The sequence below is a fragment of the Acidobacteriota bacterium genome (assembly GCA_016195325.1).
Lineage (GTDB): Bacteria > Acidobacteriota > Polarisedimenticolia > JACPZX01 > JACPZX01 > JACPZX01.
The window spans coordinates 52,774-70,662 of sequence record JACPZX010000019.1 but is presented as its reverse complement, the minus strand read 5'-3'; the positions used below and the strand labels follow the sequence as shown (position 1 = coordinate 70,662).

The 17,889-nt window shown below is 68.3% G+C and carries 16 protein-coding genes, 1 tRNA gene and 1 pseudogene; 5 read left to right on the top strand and 13 right to left on the bottom strand.

Features of this window, described 5'->3' with window-relative positions; all coding sequences use genetic code 11:
* Positions 1-89: 89 nt before the first annotated feature.
* On the bottom strand, positions 90-302 hold the full coding sequence (locus HY049_04570; GenBank protein MBI3448177.1) for a hypothetical protein: 213 nt from the start codon (positions 300-302) through the stop codon (positions 90-92).
* Positions 303-382: 80 nt separating this feature from the next.
* Between HY049_04570 and HY049_04565 the strand changes: the two genes are divergently transcribed.
* Both HY049_04565 and HY049_04560 read left to right on the top strand, forming a co-directional pair.
* Complete coding sequence (locus HY049_04565) at positions 383-1,465, top strand: XdhC family protein (GenBank protein ID MBI3448176.1); 1,083 nt, start codon at positions 383-385, stop codon at positions 1,463-1,465.
* Between the two features lie 4 nt (positions 1,466-1,469).
* The gene (locus HY049_04560) at positions 1,470-2,816 is read left to right on the top strand and encodes an amidohydrolase (GenBank protein MBI3448175.1); all 1,347 of its coding nucleotides are present in this window, start codon (positions 1,470-1,472) and stop codon (positions 2,814-2,816) included.
* 9 nt (positions 2,817-2,825) lie between these two features.
* Here HY049_04560 and HY049_04555 read toward each other — a convergent pair whose 3' ends face one another.
* From HY049_04555 to HY049_04545, 3 genes are read right to left on the bottom strand one after another with little or no spacing between them, the layout of a single operon-like run.
* On the bottom strand, positions 2,826-3,878 hold the full coding sequence (locus tag HY049_04555; protein ID MBI3448174.1) for a PD40 domain-containing protein: 1,053 nt from the start codon (positions 3,876-3,878) through the stop codon (positions 2,826-2,828).
* The gene (locus HY049_04550; protein MBI3448173.1) at positions 3,875-4,321 is read right to left on the bottom strand and encodes an acyl-CoA thioesterase; all 447 of its coding nucleotides are present in this window, start codon (positions 4,319-4,321) and stop codon (positions 3,875-3,877) included. The genes HY049_04555 and HY049_04550 overlap by 4 nt, the downstream gene beginning before the upstream one ends.
* 1 nt (position 4,322) lies before the next feature.
* Positions 4,323-5,087 carry an enoyl-CoA hydratase/isomerase family protein gene (locus HY049_04545; protein ID MBI3448172.1) on the bottom strand — a complete coding sequence of 255 codons (765 nt, stop codon included), beginning with the start codon at positions 5,085-5,087 and terminating at the stop codon, positions 4,323-4,325.
* A gap of 567 nt (positions 5,088-5,654) precedes the next feature.
* On the opposite strand from HY049_04545, the pseudogene HY049_04540 reads away from it, so the two are divergent.
* Positions 5,655-7,179 (top strand): annotated as a pseudogene (locus tag HY049_04540) (ATP-binding cassette domain-containing protein).
* Positions 7,180-7,279: 100 nt separating this feature from the next.
* Positions 7,280-7,948 carry a class I SAM-dependent methyltransferase gene (locus HY049_04535; GenBank protein ID MBI3448171.1) on the top strand — a complete coding sequence of 223 codons (669 nt, stop codon included), beginning with the start codon at positions 7,280-7,282 and terminating at the stop codon, positions 7,946-7,948.
* 15 nt (positions 7,949-7,963) lie between these two features.
* On the opposite strand, the gene HY049_04530 is transcribed toward HY049_04535, so the two are convergent.
* Genes HY049_04530 through tdh form a run of 3 tightly spaced genes read right to left on the bottom strand, consistent with a single transcriptional unit; the run spans position 7,964 to position 11,406 of the window.
* Positions 7,964-9,124, bottom strand: a complete 1,161-nt coding sequence (locus HY049_04530) for an ATP-binding protein (protein MBI3448170.1) — start codon at positions 9,122-9,124, stop codon at positions 7,964-7,966.
* A gap of 54 nt (positions 9,125-9,178) precedes the next feature.
* Positions 9,179-10,369, bottom strand: coding sequence for a glycine C-acetyltransferase (locus HY049_04525; GenBank protein ID MBI3448169.1), 1,191 nt, complete (start codon positions 10,367-10,369; stop codon positions 9,179-9,181).
* A complete protein-coding gene (gene tdh / locus HY049_04520) occupies positions 10,366-11,406 on the bottom strand; it encodes an L-threonine 3-dehydrogenase (GenBank protein MBI3448168.1) in 1,041 nt (346 codons plus the stop codon). The genes HY049_04525 and tdh overlap by 4 nt, the downstream gene beginning before the upstream one ends.
* Before the next feature lie 151 nt (positions 11,407-11,557).
* Here tdh and HY049_04515 point away from each other — a divergent pair, with 151 nt between their 5' ends.
* Positions 11,558-11,959, top strand: coding sequence for a 6-carboxytetrahydropterin synthase (locus HY049_04515; GenBank protein ID MBI3448167.1), 402 nt, complete (start codon positions 11,558-11,560; stop codon positions 11,957-11,959).
* Here HY049_04515 and HY049_04510 read toward each other — a convergent pair.
* From HY049_04510 to HY049_04485, 6 genes are all read right to left on the bottom strand, one after another.
* A complete protein-coding gene (locus HY049_04510) occupies positions 11,947-12,324 on the bottom strand; it encodes a helix-turn-helix domain-containing protein (protein ID MBI3448166.1) in 378 nt (125 codons plus the stop codon). The two genes, HY049_04515 and HY049_04510, sit on opposite strands and share 13 nt — an antisense overlap.
* A 118-nt stretch (positions 12,325-12,442) precedes the next feature.
* A complete protein-coding gene (locus HY049_04505) occupies positions 12,443-13,708 on the bottom strand; it encodes an MFS transporter (protein MBI3448165.1) in 1,266 nt (421 codons plus the stop codon).
* A gap of 15 nt (positions 13,709-13,723) precedes the next feature.
* A complete protein-coding gene (locus HY049_04500; protein MBI3448164.1) occupies positions 13,724-14,941 on the bottom strand; it encodes an efflux RND transporter periplasmic adaptor subunit in 1,218 nt (405 codons plus the stop codon).
* A 92-nt stretch (positions 14,942-15,033) separates the two neighbouring features.
* Positions 15,034-16,725: a hypothetical protein gene (locus HY049_04495; protein MBI3448163.1), complete on the bottom strand. Its 1,692-nt coding sequence runs from the start codon at positions 16,723-16,725 to the stop codon at positions 15,034-15,036.
* A gap of 53 nt (positions 16,726-16,778) precedes the next feature.
* Positions 16,779-16,853, bottom strand: a tRNA-Glu gene (locus HY049_04490).
* 55 nt (positions 16,854-16,908) lie between these two features.
* Positions 16,909-17,838: a hypothetical protein gene (locus tag HY049_04485; protein MBI3448162.1), complete on the bottom strand. Its 930-nt coding sequence runs from the start codon at positions 17,836-17,838 to the stop codon at positions 16,909-16,911.
* Positions 17,839-17,889 lie beyond the last annotated feature (51 nt).

Below are 17,889 nucleotides of genomic sequence, written 5' to 3'. Positions count from 1 at the left end.
GTAGAGGTGTCATACCTCTGGATGAGGCCGGGGAGAGACCGTTGCCTCGGTTGGAATGAAGTGTTTTCGTTTTCCAGGCGCTGGCGCCGTCATGCGCGGGTGGCGATCGTCGTTCCGACCGCTGCAGCGTCCTCATCGGCGACCGTCATCGCGACGGCGGCCTCGAATCGACCCGGCATCAAGTCAGCGGCGGCTTCGTCTTTCGACGACCTGCTTCCAGTTTCTTCCAACTTCCGTTCGCCGCGCCGCGACCTCGTGTCGCCGGGTGTCGATCGCGTCGTGATCATGAAGATGAATTTCACGATCGCGATCGAAGTTGCGGTTAACTTACCACTCGTTTTACATCTGTCAAGAAAAAAGCGAGAATTCGAGGGCGATCATCATGAAACAGATCCTTCACGCCGCGCTCGAAGCGATCGAGTCACGCCAACGCGTCGCCCTCGCGACGATCGTCTCCGCGCGCGGATCGCTTCCGATGTCGCGCCGATCGAAGATGCTGATCCTCGAGGACGGAAGCGTGCGCGGCACCGTCGGCGGAGGATGTCTCGAGGCCGAGATCTTCGCCGAGGGGCGCGAGATCCTCAGAGCCGGCGGCCCTCCGCGGCTCCGGCGCTTCACGCTCACCGAGAGCCAGGCCGGCGTCGAAGGTCTCAACTGCGGCGGCACCGTCGAGGTCATGACGGAGGCCCTCGGCCCCGGCCCCGTCGCCGACGTGCTGCGATCGTGCCTCGACGCGATCGCCCGGCGGGAGGAGGCCGTCCTCGCCACGTCGCTCGACGCGGCCTCAGACGGCGCGGCCGGGAAAATCCTGGTCCGCGCCGACCGGCGGGTGGTCGGATCGATCGGCGACCGGCGGCTGGACGAGGAATCGGCGCGGCTCGCGACATCCTTGATGGGTAGGGACGCGATCGGGTTGGAGCCGGTCGCCGATCGTCGGGTTTTTCTTGAGACGATCCTCGTGACCCCCACCGCCCTCTTCTTCGGCGGCGGCCACGTCACGAAGCAGACGGCGAAGGTCGCCCGGACCGCCGGCTTCAGGGTCGTGATCGTGGACGACCGGCCGGCCTTCGCGAACCCCGCCCGCCATCCCGACGCCGACGAGACGCTCGTCCTCCCGATGGAGTCGGCCTTCGAATCGCTCGCCGTCGACCCCCACACGTACGTCGTGTCGGCGACCCGGGGGCACCAGCACAACGAGGTCGTCGTGCGGCAGGCTCTCCGGAGCCGGGCCGGCTACGTCGGCATGCTCGGGAGCACCCGGAAGGTCGCGATCCTCAAGAACAAGCTCGCGGCCGAGGGGTTCGATCAGACCACCCTCGACCGACTTCACGCCCCCATCGGCCTCGACATCGGCGCCGACGACCCCGGGGAGATCGCCGTCAGCATCGTCGCCGAGCTGGTCGCCGTGAGGCGGGGGGCGCCGGACGCCGCCAGCCTCAAGCGCCGCCGTATATATAAGGAGTGAACCCTTGGTCCGTTTCCGCCCCCTCGTCGCCCTTCTTGTCCTTGTCAACGTTGGGTTTCCGGCCTTCGGCGCCCGGATCGATGAGATTCTCGACAGGCTGAGCCCAACGCTCGACTCCCTGTACCTGGAGCTGCACCGGAACCCCGAGATCTCCTACCACGAGGAGAAGACGTCGGCCCGGATCGCCGGAGAACTCAAGCTTGCGGGCTTCACCGTCACCGACCACTTCGGGAAGTACGCCGACCCGTTGCTCACCGCGTACGGCGTCGTCGGTGTCCTCAAGAACGGCGACGGGCCGACGGTGATGGTGCGGACCGACCTCGATGCGCTCCCTCTCGAAGAAAAGACCGGGCTTCCCTACGCCAGCACCGTCCACACCAAGGATGACGTCGGGATGGAAGTGTCGGTGATGCACGCCTGCGGCCACGACATCCACATGTCGGTCTTCGTCGGCGTCGCGCGCGCCCTCGCCGAGATGAAGGGGCAATGGAAGGGGACGCTGATCCTCCTCGGCCAGCCGGCGGAGGAGATCGCCCCCGGCGGCGCGGAGGCGATGCTCGCGGCGGGGCTCTACCAGAAGTTCGGCAAGCCCGACTTCGCCCTGGCCCTCCACGACAACGCGTCGCTGGCGACGGGGATGGTCGGGTGGGTCGAGGGGTACACGTTCGCGGCGGTGGACACCGTGGACATCACCGTTCGTGGGGCGGGGGGCCACGGCGCCTACCCGCACACGACGAAGGATCCGGTCGTCATCGCCGCCGAGACGGTGGTCGCGCTCCAGACGATCGTGAGCCGCGAGGTGCCGCCGGGGAAGATGGCGGTCGTGACGGTGGGCTCCATCCACGGCGGGACGAAGCACAACATCATCCCCGACGAGGTGAAGCTCCAGCTCACGGTCCGCACCTACGACCCCGACGTGAGGAAGATGGTCCTCGCGTCGATCGAGAGGATCGCGAAGGGGATCGCGATGGCCGCCGGGGTGCCGCCGGGGAAGGAGCCAATCGTCAGCCTCAACCCCGAGAAGTTCCTCCCGGCCGAGTACAACAACCCGGCGCTCGTCAGGCGGATCGTCCCCGTCTTCGAGTCGGCGCTCGGCGCGGCGAACGTGAAGGGGATGGAGCCGGTCGGCGGCGCGGAGGACTTCGCCCTCTACACTCTTCCGGATCACAGCGTCCCCCTCTTCCAGTTCTGGCTGGGGGCGGTGGACCCGAAGAAGGTCGCCGAGAGCGAGGCGACGAAGGTGCCGCTGCCGTCGCTTCACTCGAGCCTTTACGCGCCTGTCTACGCTGCGACGATAAGGACCGGGGTCAAGGCGATGACGGCGGCGGTGATGGAGCTGATGAGGAAGTAGATTCGGGGGCTACTTCTTCTTCCCCTTACCCTCGACCCAGTCCGCGACGAAGAGATTGGTGTCCCCCGGCTTCGCGTCGTTCCTGTTGCTCGCGAAGAGGAGCTTCTTCCCGTCGGGGCTGAACATCGGGAAGCCGTCGAAGGTGTCGTTGAAGGTCACCTGCTCGAGCCCCGTGCCGTCGTCCTTAACCATCCAGAGGTCGAAGTTCCGACCCTTCGGATCGCCGACGTTGCTCGCGTAGATGATCCGCCGGCCGTCCGGGAAGAAGTACGGCCCGAAGTTCGCCGCGCCGTTCGACGTGATCTGCTTCGGCTTCGAACCGTCGGCGTTCGCGACGTAGATCTCGAGGGCCATCGGCCGGATGGCGCTCTCCTTCAGGAGCTCCTGGTACGCCGCCTTCTCGGCGTCCGTCACGGGCCGGCTGGCGCGCCAGACGATCCGCTTGCCATCCCGCGAGAAGAAGGCCCCGCCGTCGTACCCGGGCTCGTTCGTGATGCGGTGCACGTCGGTGCCGTCGGGCTTCATCGTGTAGAGATCGAGGTCCCCGTTCCGTAGCGACGTGAAGATCACGCGGCTCCCGTCGGGGGCGAAGGTCGCCTCGGCGTCGTAGCCGGGGTTGTCGGTGAGGCGCTTCACGTCCGAGCCGTCGGGAAGGGCGGAGAAGATCTCGTACGACGGGTAGAGCTTCCAGACGTACCCCTTCGTGGAGTCGGGGTTCGGCGGACACGCCGGCGAGTCGGCATGCGTCGAGGCGTAGAGGATCCGCTTCATGTCGGGGAAGAAGTAGCTGCACGTCGTGCGGCCGCCGCCGGTCGAGACGAGATGGGAGCCGCTCCCCTCGGCGTTCATGACGAAGATCTGGTCGCACCCCATCGTCCCGTGCTTCGACTGGAAGATGATCTGCTTCCCGTCGGGGGACCAGTACCCCTCGGCGTTCTCCCCCTCGAAGGTGAGCTGCCGGATGTTCGCGAGGTGGACCTCGCGGGGGTCCTGCGTGACCTCGCCGGCCGCGGCGGCGCTCCAGGCGACTGCGATGACGGTTGCGATGACGGCCCCCCTCACGTGATCACCAGGTCGTTCTCGAGGATCTTCTTCAAGTCGTCGGGAATCGGCACGGCCTTCCTCTCCTTGTAGTCGTACTGGACCTGGGTGGACTGGGCCTCGACGACGAGGCGGCCGTCTTTCCGGGCCCGCCCCTCGTAGACGAGGTCCCACGAGCTGCGGCCGACGCGCGACGGCGCGCAGAAAAGATCGACCGTCTCGAGCATCATCACCGGCGATCGGAAGTCGAGGCGGGCCGAGGCGAGGATGAAAGCCAGCTCGTGCGTGTCTTTCAGCCCTCGCCGGTCGAAGACGTACTTCGTCCGCACCTCCTCAATCCACGACACGTAGACGCCGTTGTTCACGTGGCCGAACGCGTCGGTGTCGCGGAGCGTCGCCTCGACCGCGAGGTGGTAGGCGTACCGCTTCGACGGGTGGGCCCACGATTCCTCGGAGTCGGTCATCTCAGGCGCTCCTCGTCTTCAGCCCGGTGACGATCTGCTCGATGCGCCGCCGCGTCTCCTTCGAGAACCAGCAGTCGATCCACTCCTTGCGGTGCGACGGGTTCTCGGACTTCATCCGCGCCGCCGTCGGGGCCCGGAGGTGGGCCTTGGTCGCCGAGAAGGACGCCGGGTCCTTCGAGGTGAACTCGGCGAGGCGCACGAGAGTGCGCTCCTCGAACCCCGCCGCATCCGCCAGCTCGTGCGCCAGGCCGGCCGCGAGGGCCGCCTCACCTTCGAAGTTGTTCCCGAGGAGCGCCGCCTCGGCGAGGGCCGTCGGGTGGACGGCGTCCATCAGGAGGGCGGTCACGCTCAGCGGCAGCGGAACCCCCACCTTCACCTCGTTGAGGCCGATGGGCGCGCCGCGCCTCAGGACCCGCCAGTCGGCGGTCAGCGCGAGGACGCACCCGCCCGCCATCGCCGCGCCGGAGATCGACGCGACGACAGGCCTCGGCAGCGTGTAGAGCGAGACGAGCATCTCGCGGAACCGCACCATGAACCGGTCCATCGATCGCCGGTCGAGGAGGACGAGGTCTTGAAGGTCGAGCCCCGGGCAGAAGAGCTTCCCCGTGGAGGCGAGGAGCACGCCGCAGACCTCCGGATCGCCGCGCAGGTTCTTGCACGCCTGCAGCAGGTCCTCGACCATCTCCTCGTTGATCGCGTTCCCATGCCCGCGCGAAAGCCGCAGGATCGCGACCTCTTCCTTCCTCTCGATCTTCACCGTCGCCAAGCCGCCACCTCCGGGGGGCGATTCTACAGTCCGCGAGCGCCTCGGTGCACATCCTCGGCACGATGCCGATCGATCGCCCGGCAGCGGCCGACATTGCGCCGGGGGAGTCGGCCTCCGCGCGTGAAGTAATCGCGCTCGGCCTCGGGCTTGCTCGCCCACCCACTCCGGCGTCGCCGGCATGTTTGATAACAGGAGGCTCCAGACGCCTGCGCGGGTACCCGGGCTCGTCCCGCACGCTCCCCCAGCGCAATGTCGGCCGCTGCCGGTCGGCGCGGCAGGGTTCCATGCGGCTGACGCGGCGCATCGAGCGGGGCCGATCGAGTGACCGGCGGTGGGCATCATGGCGTCGGGGAAGCGTCTGGGACGAGCCCGGGTACCCGATCGGGCGCTGGCGCCCCCTGCTATCAAACAACGCCGGCGCCGCCCGAACGGGTGGGCGAGCAAAGCCGAGGCCGAGCGCGATTACTTCACGCGCGGAGGCCGTCTTCCCCGACGCCATGAGGCCCGCCGCCGGGGCCGCGGGAGGAGGCTTGCGAAAGGCGGCCGGTGGAGTATCCTCCCGCGCCTATGGCACACCAGTACATCTACACGATGCAGAATCTGCGGAAGATCGTCCCGCCGCAGCGGGAGATCCTCAAGGGGATCTACCTGTCGTTCTTTCCGGGGGCGAAGATCGGCATCCTGGGGCTGAACGGCGCCGGGAAGTCGACCCTCTTGAAGATCATGGCCGGCGTGGACAAGCAGTTCGCCGGAGAGGCGGTCCCCGCCGAGGGGATCCGCGTCGGCTACCTCGCGCAGGACCCCTACCTCGACCCGAAGAAGACGGTCCTCGAGAACGTCGAGGAGGCGGCCGCCGACGTCAAGAAGCTCCTCAAGCGCTTCGACGAGCTGAACGAGAAGATGGGGGAGACCCTCCCCGACGACGAGATGGACAAGCTCATGGCCGAGTACGGCCGTGTGCAGGACGCCATCGAGGCGGCCGGCGGCTGGGACCTCGACCGGACGCTCGAGCTGGCGATGGACGCCCTGAGATGTCCCGCGCCGGACACCGATGTGACGAAAATATCGGGCGGTGAGCGCCGTCGCGTCGCGCTCTGCCGCGTTCTCCTCATGAAGCCCGACCTTCTTCTGCTGGACGAGCCGACGAACCACCTCGACGCCGAGTCGGTGGCGTGGCTCGAGACGCACCTCCACGACTTCCCGGGCACCGTCGTCGCCGTCACCCACGACCGGTACTTCCTCGACAACGTCGCCGGCTGGATCCTCGAGCTCGACCGGGGCGAAGGCATCCCGTGGAAGGGAAACTACTCCTCCTGGCTCGAGCAGAAGCAGAACAGGCTGGCCAACGAGGAGAAGGCCGAAACGGCGAGGCAGCGCACGCTGGCGCGCGAGCTCGATTGGATAAGGATGTCGCCGCGCGCGCGGCAGGCGAAGGGGAAGGCGCGCCTCAACGCCTACGAGCAGCTCCTCCAGGAGTCGAACGCCGAGGAGCGCAGCGAGACGCGAGAGATCTACATCCCGCCGGGGCCGCGGCACCGAGAAGCCCGACGGCGGGAAGCTGACCGTCGGCGAGACGGTCGTCCCCGCGTACGTCGATCAGGGGCGCGAGCGCCCCGAGGGGAACGTCACGGTCCACGACGCCCTCGCAGGCGGGCTCGACGTCGTCCAGCTCGGCAAGCGCTCGATGAACAGCCGCGCCTTCTGCGCGATGTACAACTTCAAGGGGGCCGACCAGCAGAAGCGCGTCGCCGATCTGTCGGGCGGCGAGATGAACCGCTTCCACCTCGCCCGGACGCTCCGGAAGGGGGGGAACCTCCTTCTTCTCGACGAGCCGACGAACGACCTCGATGTCGACACACTGCGCGCGCTCGAGGAGGCTCTGCTCAACTTCGGCGGCTGCGCCGTCGTCATCAGCCACGACCGCTGGTTCCTCGACCGGATCGCGACGCACATCCTCGCGTTCGAAGGAGACTCGAAGACCTTCTGGTTCGAGGGGAACTACCAGGACTACGAGGTCGACAGGAAGAAGCGCCTCGGCATCGAGGCCGACCGGCCGCACCGCATCAAGTACCGGAAGCTGACCACCGGCTGACCGGGAATACCGGGGAAGCCGCGCGTGTTGTTCCGCAGGGGGCCGTGCGCCTTCTGCCATCCGTCCCACATCGTTGCCCGCACCGTTGGAGGAAGAGCTCATGAAGAAGCTGGCTGCAGTGATGATCGCCGTGGCGCTCGTGTCGGGGGTCGCGTACGCGAAGCTCGACCCGAACGCCCCGGGACGAACGGCCGAGGAGAGGGATCGCGACGCGTCGAACAAGCCCGACGATCTGTACGCGTACTGGGGGATCAAGGCGGGGGACACCGTCGTCGACTTCATCCCGGGCGACGGCTACAACACGTACCTTCTCAGCCAGCTCGTCGGGCCGAAGGGAAAGGTCTACGCGATCGGGACGTACAATTTCGACAAGCTCGACGCGCGGCTGAAGGCAAACCCGCTCGCGAACGTCGAGCACATGAAGTCCGACGGCCTCGCCTCGCTCAAGGAGGGATCCGTGGACGCCGTGATCACCATCCGCAACTTCCACGACATCCCCGAGGACCAGCTCGCTAAGGTGCTCGACAACGTGAAGAAGGCCCTCAAGCCCGCGGGCGTCTTCGGCGTCGTCGACGCGCGCACCGACAAGGGGCGCGACAAGGATCAGCACCGGATCGCCGACGACGTCATCAAGACCGAGGCGACGAAGGCCGGCTTCAAGCTCGCCGGCTCCTCCGAGATGCTCGCGAACAAGGCGGACGACCACAAGAACCCGAACTGGGAGAAGCGCTACACGCTCGACCAAAGCTGCTTCAAGTTCACGAAGTAGGCGAGCGCGCCTCGACTACTTCAGCCTGCGAAGGCCCGAGAGGATTCGCGCGAGCGGAAGCGCTCGGATCCCTCGGGCCATCGGATAGGTCTCGCGCCCCGCGTGAATCACGTCGAGGTGGGTGAGCCGCAGGTCCCGGGAAGCGATCGTCATCGAGGGCGTGACGCGCGGCGCAACGGTGCGCTTGAACTCGAACCCGTAACGATGCCGGCCCCTCACGACGAGCAGATCGATCTCGGCTCCCGCGTGCGTCGCCCAGAAGAAGCACTCCTCCCGGCGGGCTCCCAGTCTGCTGACGACCTCGCTCATCGCGAACCCCTCCCATGAGGCCCCCGCCTTGGGGTGCCGCTCGATCTCGTCCACTGTCTGGAGGTTCAGGAGCGTGTGGAGCAGCCCCGGGTCGGCGATGAAGACCTTGGGCGATTTCACCTGGCGCTTGCCGAGGTTCTCGTGCCAGGGGAGGAGCTGCCGAACGACGAACGTCGACGTCAGCGCGTCGAGGTAGCGACGGATCGTCGTGTCGGAGACTCCGAACGACCGCGCGAACTCCGACGCGTTCCAGATCTGCCCGTGATAATGCGCCAGCATGGTCCAGAGCCGGCGCATCGTCGCGCCGTCGAACGACAGGCCGGAAGCCGGCAGGTCCCTCTCGAGGAACGTCTGGACGAAGGCGCGCCGCCACTCCGCGCTCTGGCCGATGGTGCGCGCGGTGTAAGAGCGGGGGAAGCCGCCGCGCGCCCAGAGGCGCTCGAGATTCGCCGCGCCGACCTCGTCCGCCGAAAAACCGTGGAGTTCCTGGAACACGATCCGTCCGGCGAGAGACTCGGAGCTCTGTCTGAGCAACTCGGGCGAGGCGCTTCCGAGCACGAGGAACCGGGCCGGCGCGGGGCGGCGGTCCGCGAGGACCCGAAGGGCGGGGAAAAGGTCCGGCCGCTTCTGGATCTCGTCGAGCACGATCAGGCCCCGTCGCCCGCCGAGGGCGAGCATGGGGTCGTCCAGGCGGGCCACGTCCTCGAATTTCTCGAGGTCGAAGTACGTCGCGGGCCCATCCCACCCGGCCACGACTCGCCGGGCGAGCGTCGTCTTGCCGACCTGCCGGGCGCCGAGAATCGCCACGACGCGGTGGCGGGAGAGGAGTCCCAGGAGGTTCCGGACGTGCCGTGAGCGCTCGATCACGCCGCAAGCTTACCTTGAAATCTCAGCGTGGTCCACCGAGATTTCAAGGTCGACCTACCGGAGCACCCCCACCTCGCGGGCGATCTTCACGAGCGCGGCCAGCGCGAAGTCGAGATCGTCCCGCGTGTGGGCCGCCGAGACCTGGCACCTCAGGCGCGCGTGCCCCTGGGGGACGACCGGGAAGCCGAAGCCGGTCACGAAGACCTTCTCCTCCAGCAGCCGCTCGCTCATCTTGATGGCGAGCGCCGTCTCGCCGACGAGGATCGGCACGATCGGCGTCTCCCCCGCGAGGGGCTTCAACCCCGACTCCACCAGCTTCTCCCTGAAGTACGTTGCGTTCGAGCGGAGCGTCTCGACCCGCTCGGGGTGCGTCTGGACGAACTTGATCGCGGCGAGGGCCGAGCCCGCGACCGTCGGCGGCAGCGCGTTGCTGAAGAGCTGCGGCCGGGAGCGCTGCGTGAGGTAGTCGGTGAGGGCCAGGGGCCCCGCCGTGAAGCCGCCCGCCGCACCGCCGAGGGCCTTCCCGAGCGTCGAGGTGATGACGTCCACGAGGCCGTGCACGCCGAAGTGCTCGGGGACGCCGCGCCCGCTCCGCCCCATGACCCCCGTGCCGTGCGAGTCGTCCACGGCGACGATCGCGTCGTGGCGGCGCGCGAGATCCATGATGTCGGGGAGGCGGCAGAGATCTCCCTCCATGCTGAAGACGCCGTCGGTGAAGATGAAGCGGTGGCGGGCGGACTTCGCCGCGACGAGGTGCGCCTCGAGCTCTTTCATGTCGGAGTGCTTGTAGACCTTGCGGTTCGTCTTCGTGGCGCGCACGCCGTCGATGATGCTGGCGTGGTTCAGCTCGTCGGAGATGAGGACGTCCTCCTCGCCGAGGAAGGTCGCCGTCAGCCCCGTGTTCGCGTTCCAGCAGGAGACGTAGCTGAGGGCCGACTCGGTCCCGAGGAAGAGGGCGATCTCGTGCTCGAGGGCGCGGTGGACCGCGAAGGTCCCGCATATGAAGCGCACCGAGGCGGTGCCCGCGCCGTACGTGGCGAGGGCGTTCTTCCCGGCCTCGACGACGTCGGGCTCGGCGGCGAGGCCGAGGTAGTTGTTCGAGGAGAGGACGAGCACCTTTCCCCGCCCCTCCATCTGCACCCACGGCGCCTGCGGCGACTCGATGTGGTTGAGTTTCTTGTAGACGCCCGCCGCCTTGAAGCCCTGCAGCTCCCCGTCCAGCCGGGCCCGAAAAGCCTGGTTCATCGCGGCATCTCCTCGAGATTGAACAGCACTTTTCCCGCCCCGCCCGCGATCGCCTGCATCGCCGACTCGACCTCGATCATCGCGAACCGGTGCGTGATGACCACCGTCGGATCGATGAGCCCCGCGAGGAGGAACGAGCGCATCTGGTACCACGTGTCGTACATGCGCCGGCCGACGATGCCGCGCAGCGTGATCCCCTTGAAGATCACGTCGTTCGTGACGTCGATCGGGACCTCCTCGCCGGGAAGGCCAAGGAGCGAGACGTCGGCCCCGTCGCGCGCCGCCTTCAGCGCCTGGCGGATCGCCTGGGGGTTCCCCGACATCTCGAGGACGACGTCGGCCCCGGCCCCCTCCGTCTCCTCGCGCACGACGTCCGGCACCGACTCCGCCGTCGGATCGATCGTCCGGTGCGCCCCCATCTTCGCCGCCATCGCCCGCCGGCCCGGCGCGATCTCCGAGGCGATGACCCGGGCGGCCCCCGACGCGCGCGCGATGGCGACGCAGAAGAGGCCGATCGGTCCGCTCCCCAGGACGAGGACGCGCTTGCCGCGGACGTCGCTCGACATGACCGTGTGGAATGCGTTCCCGAGAGGATCGTGCAACGCCGCGACATCGAGGGAGATCTGTGGATCGATCTTCCAGACGTTTCCGGCCGGCATCGCGATGAGATCGGCGAAGGCGCCGTGGACGTCCACCCCGATGATCTTCACCTTCCGGCAGATGTGCCCGAGCCCCGTGCGGCACTGGAAGCAGGCGCCGCAGGCGATGTGCCCTTCGGCCGTGACCTTCTCGCCGGGGGTGAAGCCGGTCACCATCGACCCCACGTCCTCGACGACCCCCGCGAACTCGTGGCCGATGACGAGAGGGGGATGGATGCGCCGCTCGGCCCACGCGTTCCAATGGTAGATGTGGAGGTCGGTGCCGCAGAGCCCGACGCGCTTCACCCGGATGAGGACGTCGCCGGGTCCGACCTTCGGCGCCGGCATCTCCGCGAGTGTGAGCCCGGTGGCTTTCTTTTCCTTCACGATGGCGCGCATGGGCTTCTCGGTCCGCGGAACGCGGCGGGAGGAGGGTGATGGGCGATGGCGCGGGCTCGAGGCGAGTCTACCCCCGCCTTTCCGGACCGGTCAACAGCGGCGCCCGCTCGATGGCCCGGCCCTCAGGGGGTGTGTTAGCGTGGCCGCCGCCATGTATTCCGTCTCCGAAACCGTCTTCTTCTCCTACGGCCACCGCCTTCTCGATTACGACGGGAAGTGCGCGCACGCCCACGGCCACAACGCGCGCGTCGAGATCCGCCTGGAGGCCGAAGCCCTCGACCGGCGCGGCATGGTCGCCGACTTCAGCGAGATCGGCGATCAGGTGAGGGGGTGGGTCGACGCCCACCTCGATCACCGGATGCTCCTGCGCCGCGACGATCCCCTCGTGAAGCCGCTCACGGATCTCGGCGAGCCGATCTTCCTGATGGACGTCAGCCCCACCGCCGAGGCGATCGCGATGGTGATCTTCGACGCGGCCGCCTTGCACGGCCTCCCGGTCGCCGAGGTCCGCGTCTGGGAGACGGAGAGCTCCGTCGCGACCTACCGTCGCTGAGACGACGTCCGTCCGAGCGGGCGCCGAGCCTTCGATCTCGACGGGGAGGCGGCGTCGGCGCGCGAGGGGGTGGCCTTCGCGGTGCCCCCCGCCCCCTCCGAGTGATCGTGCTCGCCGGGAACACCCGGAATCCGGATGAGGCTGTCCTTGAAGATCCTCACCGCGCCGCTCGGCAGGACGCAGTGCTCGAGCGTGCCGCTCCTGATCCAGCGGGAGATGGTCTTCCGGTTCACGGTGGCGAGCTCGGTGGCTTCCTTGACGGTGAGGATGGCGCGGTCTTTCCCGCAGTACGGGCACCTCTCGATGCGCCGCGGCTCGATCGGAAGCGGGGAGTCGGGGGGCTTGGCCGGGGCACGCGGGGGCATGGGAATTCACGCGCCAGGGACGCGGGGCGTCTGCGCGCGCTCCATCTGTCACCCGGCCGCACCCCCATGAGGCCGCGCGAACAGTTGCGCTGCTTATACACCCAAGAGCCCGCGCCGGTCAAGGGGAATCGAGCGATCCGGCCGAGCCGCGCTCCGTGACGGTCAGCACGCGCCCTCGCGTCTCGGGGAGCGTGAAGACCCAGATCGCCCCGGCGGCGCTGAACGCGGCGGCGAGGGAGATCCCCCCGGCGAGCCCCCACGCGTGCGAGACGCGCTCGATGACGATGGGGGTCACGAACTGGATCCCCCGCGCGGCGTTGAAGACGGCGCCCACGCCGGTGTTCCTGAGGTGCGTGGGGAAGAGCTCCGAGTAGTACGGGCCGAAGTTCGACCACGTCCCGGTGCCGATGCCGACGACCGCCATGAAGATCAGGATCAGGAACGGCTGCCCGGCGATGAGATTCCAGGCGACCGTGATCATCACGAGGCCGATCGACATCACCCCGGCGTAGAGCGCGTACGAGCGCTTCCTGCCGAAACGGTCGGAGACGAAGCCGAAGGTCGCGTACCCCACCAGCTCGCCGCTCACGATGACGAGGATCCACAGCCCCGACTTCGCGACGGACATCCCGCGCTCCTCGCGGAGGTAGGCGGGGAGCCAGATGCTCGTGAACCAGTACGACGACATGTTGCAGGCGGTCAGGACGAAGGCGCGGAACGACGTCCAGGCGAGCGAGCCGAAGAGGACTTCGCGAAGATCCTCGAGGGGCGTCCACGGCGCCCGCGCGCGCGATGCAAGCCAGAGATCCGACTCGGGCATGTGCCGCCGGATCATCGTCACGAGGATGGCCGGGGTCGCCGAGAGGATGAAGGTGGCGCGCCACCCGATGGCGGGCGCCACGAACGACCCGACGAGGGCCGCGAGCCCGACGCCGAGGGGCGCGCCCGTCTGCATGAGCGCGCCGAAGCGCCCGCGCTTCGCGGGCGGGAACGTCTCCGCGATCAGCGTGTGCCCGGCGGCCCACTCGCCGCCGACTCCGAGGCCGGTGAGGGCGCGGAAGGCGAGGAGCTGCGGGAGGGTGTTCGCGAAGCCGCAGAGAAGCGCTCCGCCGCTGTAGACCAGGATCGTCCACTGCAGCACCGCGCGCCTGCCGAATCGGTCCGCGAGGAATCCGAAGACGAGCCCGCCGAGGGCCGTCGCGCCCAGTGAGGCCCCCATCACGAGGGCATGGTCGGCCTTCGTCAGCCCGAGATCGGCGCCGATGAACGAGTACAGGAACGAGTAGAGGATCAGGTCGTAGAAGTCGAAGAGCCACCCGGCCCAGGCCATCCCCAGGATGACGTAGTGCCGGCCCGTCAGCGTCTCGTGCTCTGAGAGCCGCATCCCTGAGCGCGCGCCTCAGCTCTTCGAGCGGAGCCGGACGCGCGTCCCTTCCCGGATCTGGTCCGTGGGGTTGACCACCAGCGATTCGCCCCCGGCGAGCCCCGACGTGATCTCGAGTCGGCCGTCCACCTCGGGGCCGAGCTTCACGGCGACGACCGACGCGCGGCCGTCCCTGACGACGACCGCGGCGGGGGCGCCGTCGCGGGTCGTGATCGCCGAGGCGGGGGCGAAGACGCGCGCTTTCCCCGCGCCCGCGGCACCCCCGGCGCGATCCTCGAGGAAGTTGACCCGCACGCTCATCTCGGGGAGAACCTCGTCCCCCTTGCGGTCGAAGGCGACCTTTCCCTGGATCGTCGCCTTCTGTCGATTGGCCGTCGGGACGATCTGCCTCAGGCGCCCGGGGTAGCTGGTCTCGGGGTACGCGTCGAGGACGATCGTGGCCGGCTGCCCTTCGTGGAGGCGGCTGATGTGGCTCTCGTTGATGTCGACCTCGGCCTCGAGGCTGCTCATGTCGGCGATCTGGACCAGGCTGTTCCCAGAGGCCGGCCCGCCGACCGAGACGGGGGCGATGATCTCGCCGATGTCGGCGCTCTTCGTCGTGACGACGCCGTCGAAGGGGGCGATGATGAAGGTGTTCCTCAGGTTTACCTCTGCGACGGTCACCGCCCCCTCCGCACGCGAGATCTCGGCGGAGGCCGAGTCGATCTGCGCGAGGGCGATCTTCTGCGCCGCCTCGGCGGCGTCGAACCCGCTCTGGCTGGCGACGCGCTCGGCGAGGAGGCGCGTCTGCCGCTCGAGCTCGCGCCGGGAGGCGTACTCCCTGGCGACCGCCTCCGCGCGCGCGGCGCGCGCGACCTCGAGCTGCCGCTTCGACTGGTCGAGCTGCGCCTCGTAGTCGCGGTTCTCGATGCGCGCGATCATCTCGCCCGCCTTCACGCGGCTCCCCTCGCGCACCTTCAGTTCGACGAGCCTGCCGGCGATCTTCGTCGTCACCGCCGCCTTTCTCTGCGCGACGACGTAACCCGACGCCGTGAGAAGGGAGTTCGCGGCGGCCGGGGCGAGGACCTCGGCCCGGACAATCTCGACCTCCGGCATGGAGAGGGGCTCGACGAAGCGGCGATACGAGACGACCGCCGCGAGCGCGAGGGCGATGACCACCGCGAGGGCGACGGCGTACCGGATCCACCCGCCGCCCACCCGGCGCACTTCGAGGGCGTCGCGATCGATGCGCAACGACGCGAGGTCGCCCGCTTCCCCACCCGGGCGCGGGGTCGGCGGCGCGCTCACGGTGCGGCCGGGAGCGCCGTCACGGCGCCCCCGCCCGCTCAGGGTGTGACGAAGACCTTGACGACATTACTGAAGGTGCGCCGGTCGGGGTTGGCGGCCGTGGCCTGGAGGTCCTGTCCGAAGAGCTTGATGAACAGAACGGGGTCCGTGGGGTTCGCCTTCTTCGCCCTCGCGCAGGCTCCCTTCCATTTCCTCCCCGGGGGCGTGTAGCTCGTTGTCTTCAGCGCGCCTGCGCCGCTCGAGACGCGGTTGTTCGCGGGAAAGTTCGGATCCGGGCTGACGAACACTCTGAATGTGTCGTACATCCCGCCGTCCCAGGTGATCGTCGGCCGGACGGTCAGGGGGGTGTTGCAGTCGAGGGTCGTTCCGCCGGGAGGAGCGGTGATCATGACGTCGCAGGCGTCCCCGACACCGTCGTGGTCGGTGTCGTCCTGGCCGGGGTTGTAGAGGGAGAGGCAATTGTCGACGCTGTCGCAGACGGCGTCCCCATCGGCATCGCCGGGAGGGCACGAGAGCGGGCCGGAGAAGCTCTGGGCGAAGACGCCGAACGAACCGGTCAGGAAATCGTCCTGCCACACGACGACGAAGTCCCCCTGCGGGTCCATGGCCACCTCGGGCTGCGTCTGGTAGCCGGTGGTGGAGGAGTTCACGAGGAACTCGCCCCCCGCGGGCGCACCGCTGGAGCTGAAGTGCCGTCCCACGATTCCGAAGCCGTCGCCATCTTGCCCGTAGCTCTGCCACGCCACCGTGAACTCGCCGAAGGGGTCGATGCCGACGGAGGCGGAGTTCTGATTGCCGGTCGTGAACGTGTTCGCCTGGAACTCGGTCCCCAGCGCGGCGCCGGTGCTGTCGAACCGCCGGGCGAGGACGCCGTCGCCCGAGCCATCCTGGTTGCGGCTCTGCCATGCCACCACGAAGTTGCCCGAGGAGTCCGTGCCGATGGAAGGAAGCTGCTGCCGGTTGGTCGTGTAGGTGTTCACCGCGAACTCGGCCCCCTGCGGGGCGCCGGAGCTGTCGAACCTCTGGCCGAAGACCCCGAGATTGGATCCGTCCTGCCCGAAGCTCTCCCACGCGACGGTGAACTCGCCCAGCGGGCCGACGCTGACGGCCGCCTTCCGCTGGTCGCTGGTCGTGTACGTGTTCACCTGGAACTCGGTCCCCTGGGGCACGCCCGCGCTGTCGAAGCGCTGGCCGAACACTCCGTCCGCCGAGCCATCCTGGGCGTAGCTGGTCCACGCGACCACGAACTCGCCGGAGTCGCCGATGGCGACCGATGGGTCGAACTGATCTCCCAGGGTGCTGGTGTTGATCCTGAACTCGCTCCCCTGAGCGGACCCGGCGCTCGTGAAGCGCTGGCCGAAGACGCCGTATCCGGACCCGTCCTGGCGGTAGCTGTACCACACGACGACGAACTCGCCGAACGGGTTCATCGCGATTTTCGGAGCGTACTGATCGTTCGGCGTGTAGGTGTTGATCTGGAACTCGCCGCCGGCGGCGGTGCCCGACGCGCCGAACCTCCTGCCGAAGATGCCGTATCCTGAGCCATCCTGCCCCTCGCTCTGCCACGCGACCACGAAGTTTCCGAGGCCATCCCGGCCGACGGAGGCGCGCTGCTGGGAGCCGGGCTGGTGGGTGTTGACCTGGATCTCGGGCCCGTTCTTGACGGGCTGGGCCGAAATCAACGTGATGCCCGAGGCGAGTACGAGAGCGGCGACGGTGAATCGTGACATCGATTCAACCTCCGTGCGGGTGGGGAGCGGAACGAGAGGGGCGGGCAGGGTCATGGTAGCGCTACGGGGATTCGAACCCCGGTCTGATGGCTGAGAACCATCCGTCCTGACCCCTAGACGATAGCGCCGAGGCGGATACTAGAGAAGGGCGTCGAGGGCTGTCAAGCGTTCCACGCCGGCCGTTCAGGTCTTCGGGAAGGCGGTCAGGTGCAGCACGCCGTCGCGGAGAACGAGCGCCGCGCCGAGGAGCGCGTCGGTCTCGATGCGGATGTCCACCCCCTCGCCGGGGGAATCGAAGCTCTCGCGAGGCGCGGCGTCGAGGGCGTCGAGGAATTCCTGAGGCGCGAGAGGGGCCCGGGCTCCGGGTGCCGGCTCGACGGTCGCCCTCACGATGGCGTCCATGGCGTACGAGCGGATCAGCTTGCGGAAGACCCCCTGCCACGTGATGAGGCGGCCGAAGGTGTCGAGCCCCTGGAGCTTCCCGTCGATGAGGACCATCACCCCGACCTGGCCGGGCTCCGAGCGGAACCCGGCGAGGTACGCGTCGAGGTCCCCCCGCTTCGCGTCCTGGTAGTCGACGAACGAGCCGGTGCTCGACGCCGTCCCGCTCTCGCCGAGGTACTTCTTCACCGTGTCCCAGACCTTGATCTGATCGGAGCGGAACTCGCGCTTCACGCGGAGCATCGACGTGGTGTCGTGGAGCTTGGCCCGCCGGCCGAAGGCGGCGTACATCGAGTCGGTGCCGCCGAACGATTTCGACGTGGAGCGCCAGCGCCCCTCCTCGATGCACGAGACCGGGATGACCCTCTCGCTCATCTCCGGGATGATGAACGACGCGTTCGAGATCCGGTTCTGCTTCGCGCCGACGAGCTGCTCGCCGTCGAGGATCAGGACCTTGCTCGCCCCCCGGTTCACGACCTTGATGTTCTGGACGCTTCCCGCCTCGTGGATCTCGGCGATCTCCACCTGCCCCGACTTCAGGGCGTCGTCGAGGGAGACGTACTCGACCGGCGTCTCGCGGGAGGCGAGAAGGGGGAGGAGCGTCAGGTTCTCGTGGACCTGCGGGGAGCCGATGAGGATCGAGGCGAGATATGCGGACACCGCGTCGGACAAAGCGATCTCCTCGGAACGGGGGGCCGGGGCGGGGATCGTACCACAGGCCGG

What these genes read in the sequence shown, in the direction of transcription:
- HY049_04515 (MBI3448167.1), top strand. Translation starts at nt 11,558, where the DNA reads ATGTATTCCGTCTCCGAAACCGTCTTCTTCTCCTACGGCCACCGCCTT.
- HY049_04495 (MBI3448163.1), bottom strand. Translation starts at nt 16,725, where the DNA reads ATGTCACGATTCACCGTCGCCGCTCTCGTACTCGCCTCGGGCATCACG.
- tdh (MBI3448168.1), bottom strand. Translation starts at nt 11,406, where the DNA reads ATGCGCGCCATCGTGAAGGAAAAGAAAGCCACCGGGCTCACACTCGCG.
- HY049_04525 (MBI3448169.1), bottom strand. Translation starts at nt 10,369, where the DNA reads ATGAACCAGGCTTTTCGGGCCCGGCTGGACGGGGAGCTGCAGGGCTTC.
- HY049_04550 (MBI3448173.1), bottom strand. Translation starts at nt 4,321, where the DNA reads ATGACCGACTCCGAGGAATCGTGGGCCCACCCGTCGAAGCGGTACGCC.
- HY049_04535 (MBI3448171.1), top strand. Translation starts at nt 7,280, where the DNA reads ATGAAGAAGCTGGCTGCAGTGATGATCGCCGTGGCGCTCGTGTCGGGG.
- HY049_04565 (MBI3448176.1), top strand. Translation starts at nt 383, where the DNA reads ATGAAACAGATCCTTCACGCCGCGCTCGAAGCGATCGAGTCACGCCAA.
- HY049_04510 (MBI3448166.1), bottom strand. Translation starts at nt 12,324, where the DNA reads ATGCCCCCGCGTGCCCCGGCCAAGCCCCCCGACTCCCCGCTTCCGATC.
- HY049_04505 (MBI3448165.1), bottom strand. Translation starts at nt 13,708, where the DNA reads ATGCGGCTCTCAGAGCACGAGACGCTGACGGGCCGGCACTACGTCATC.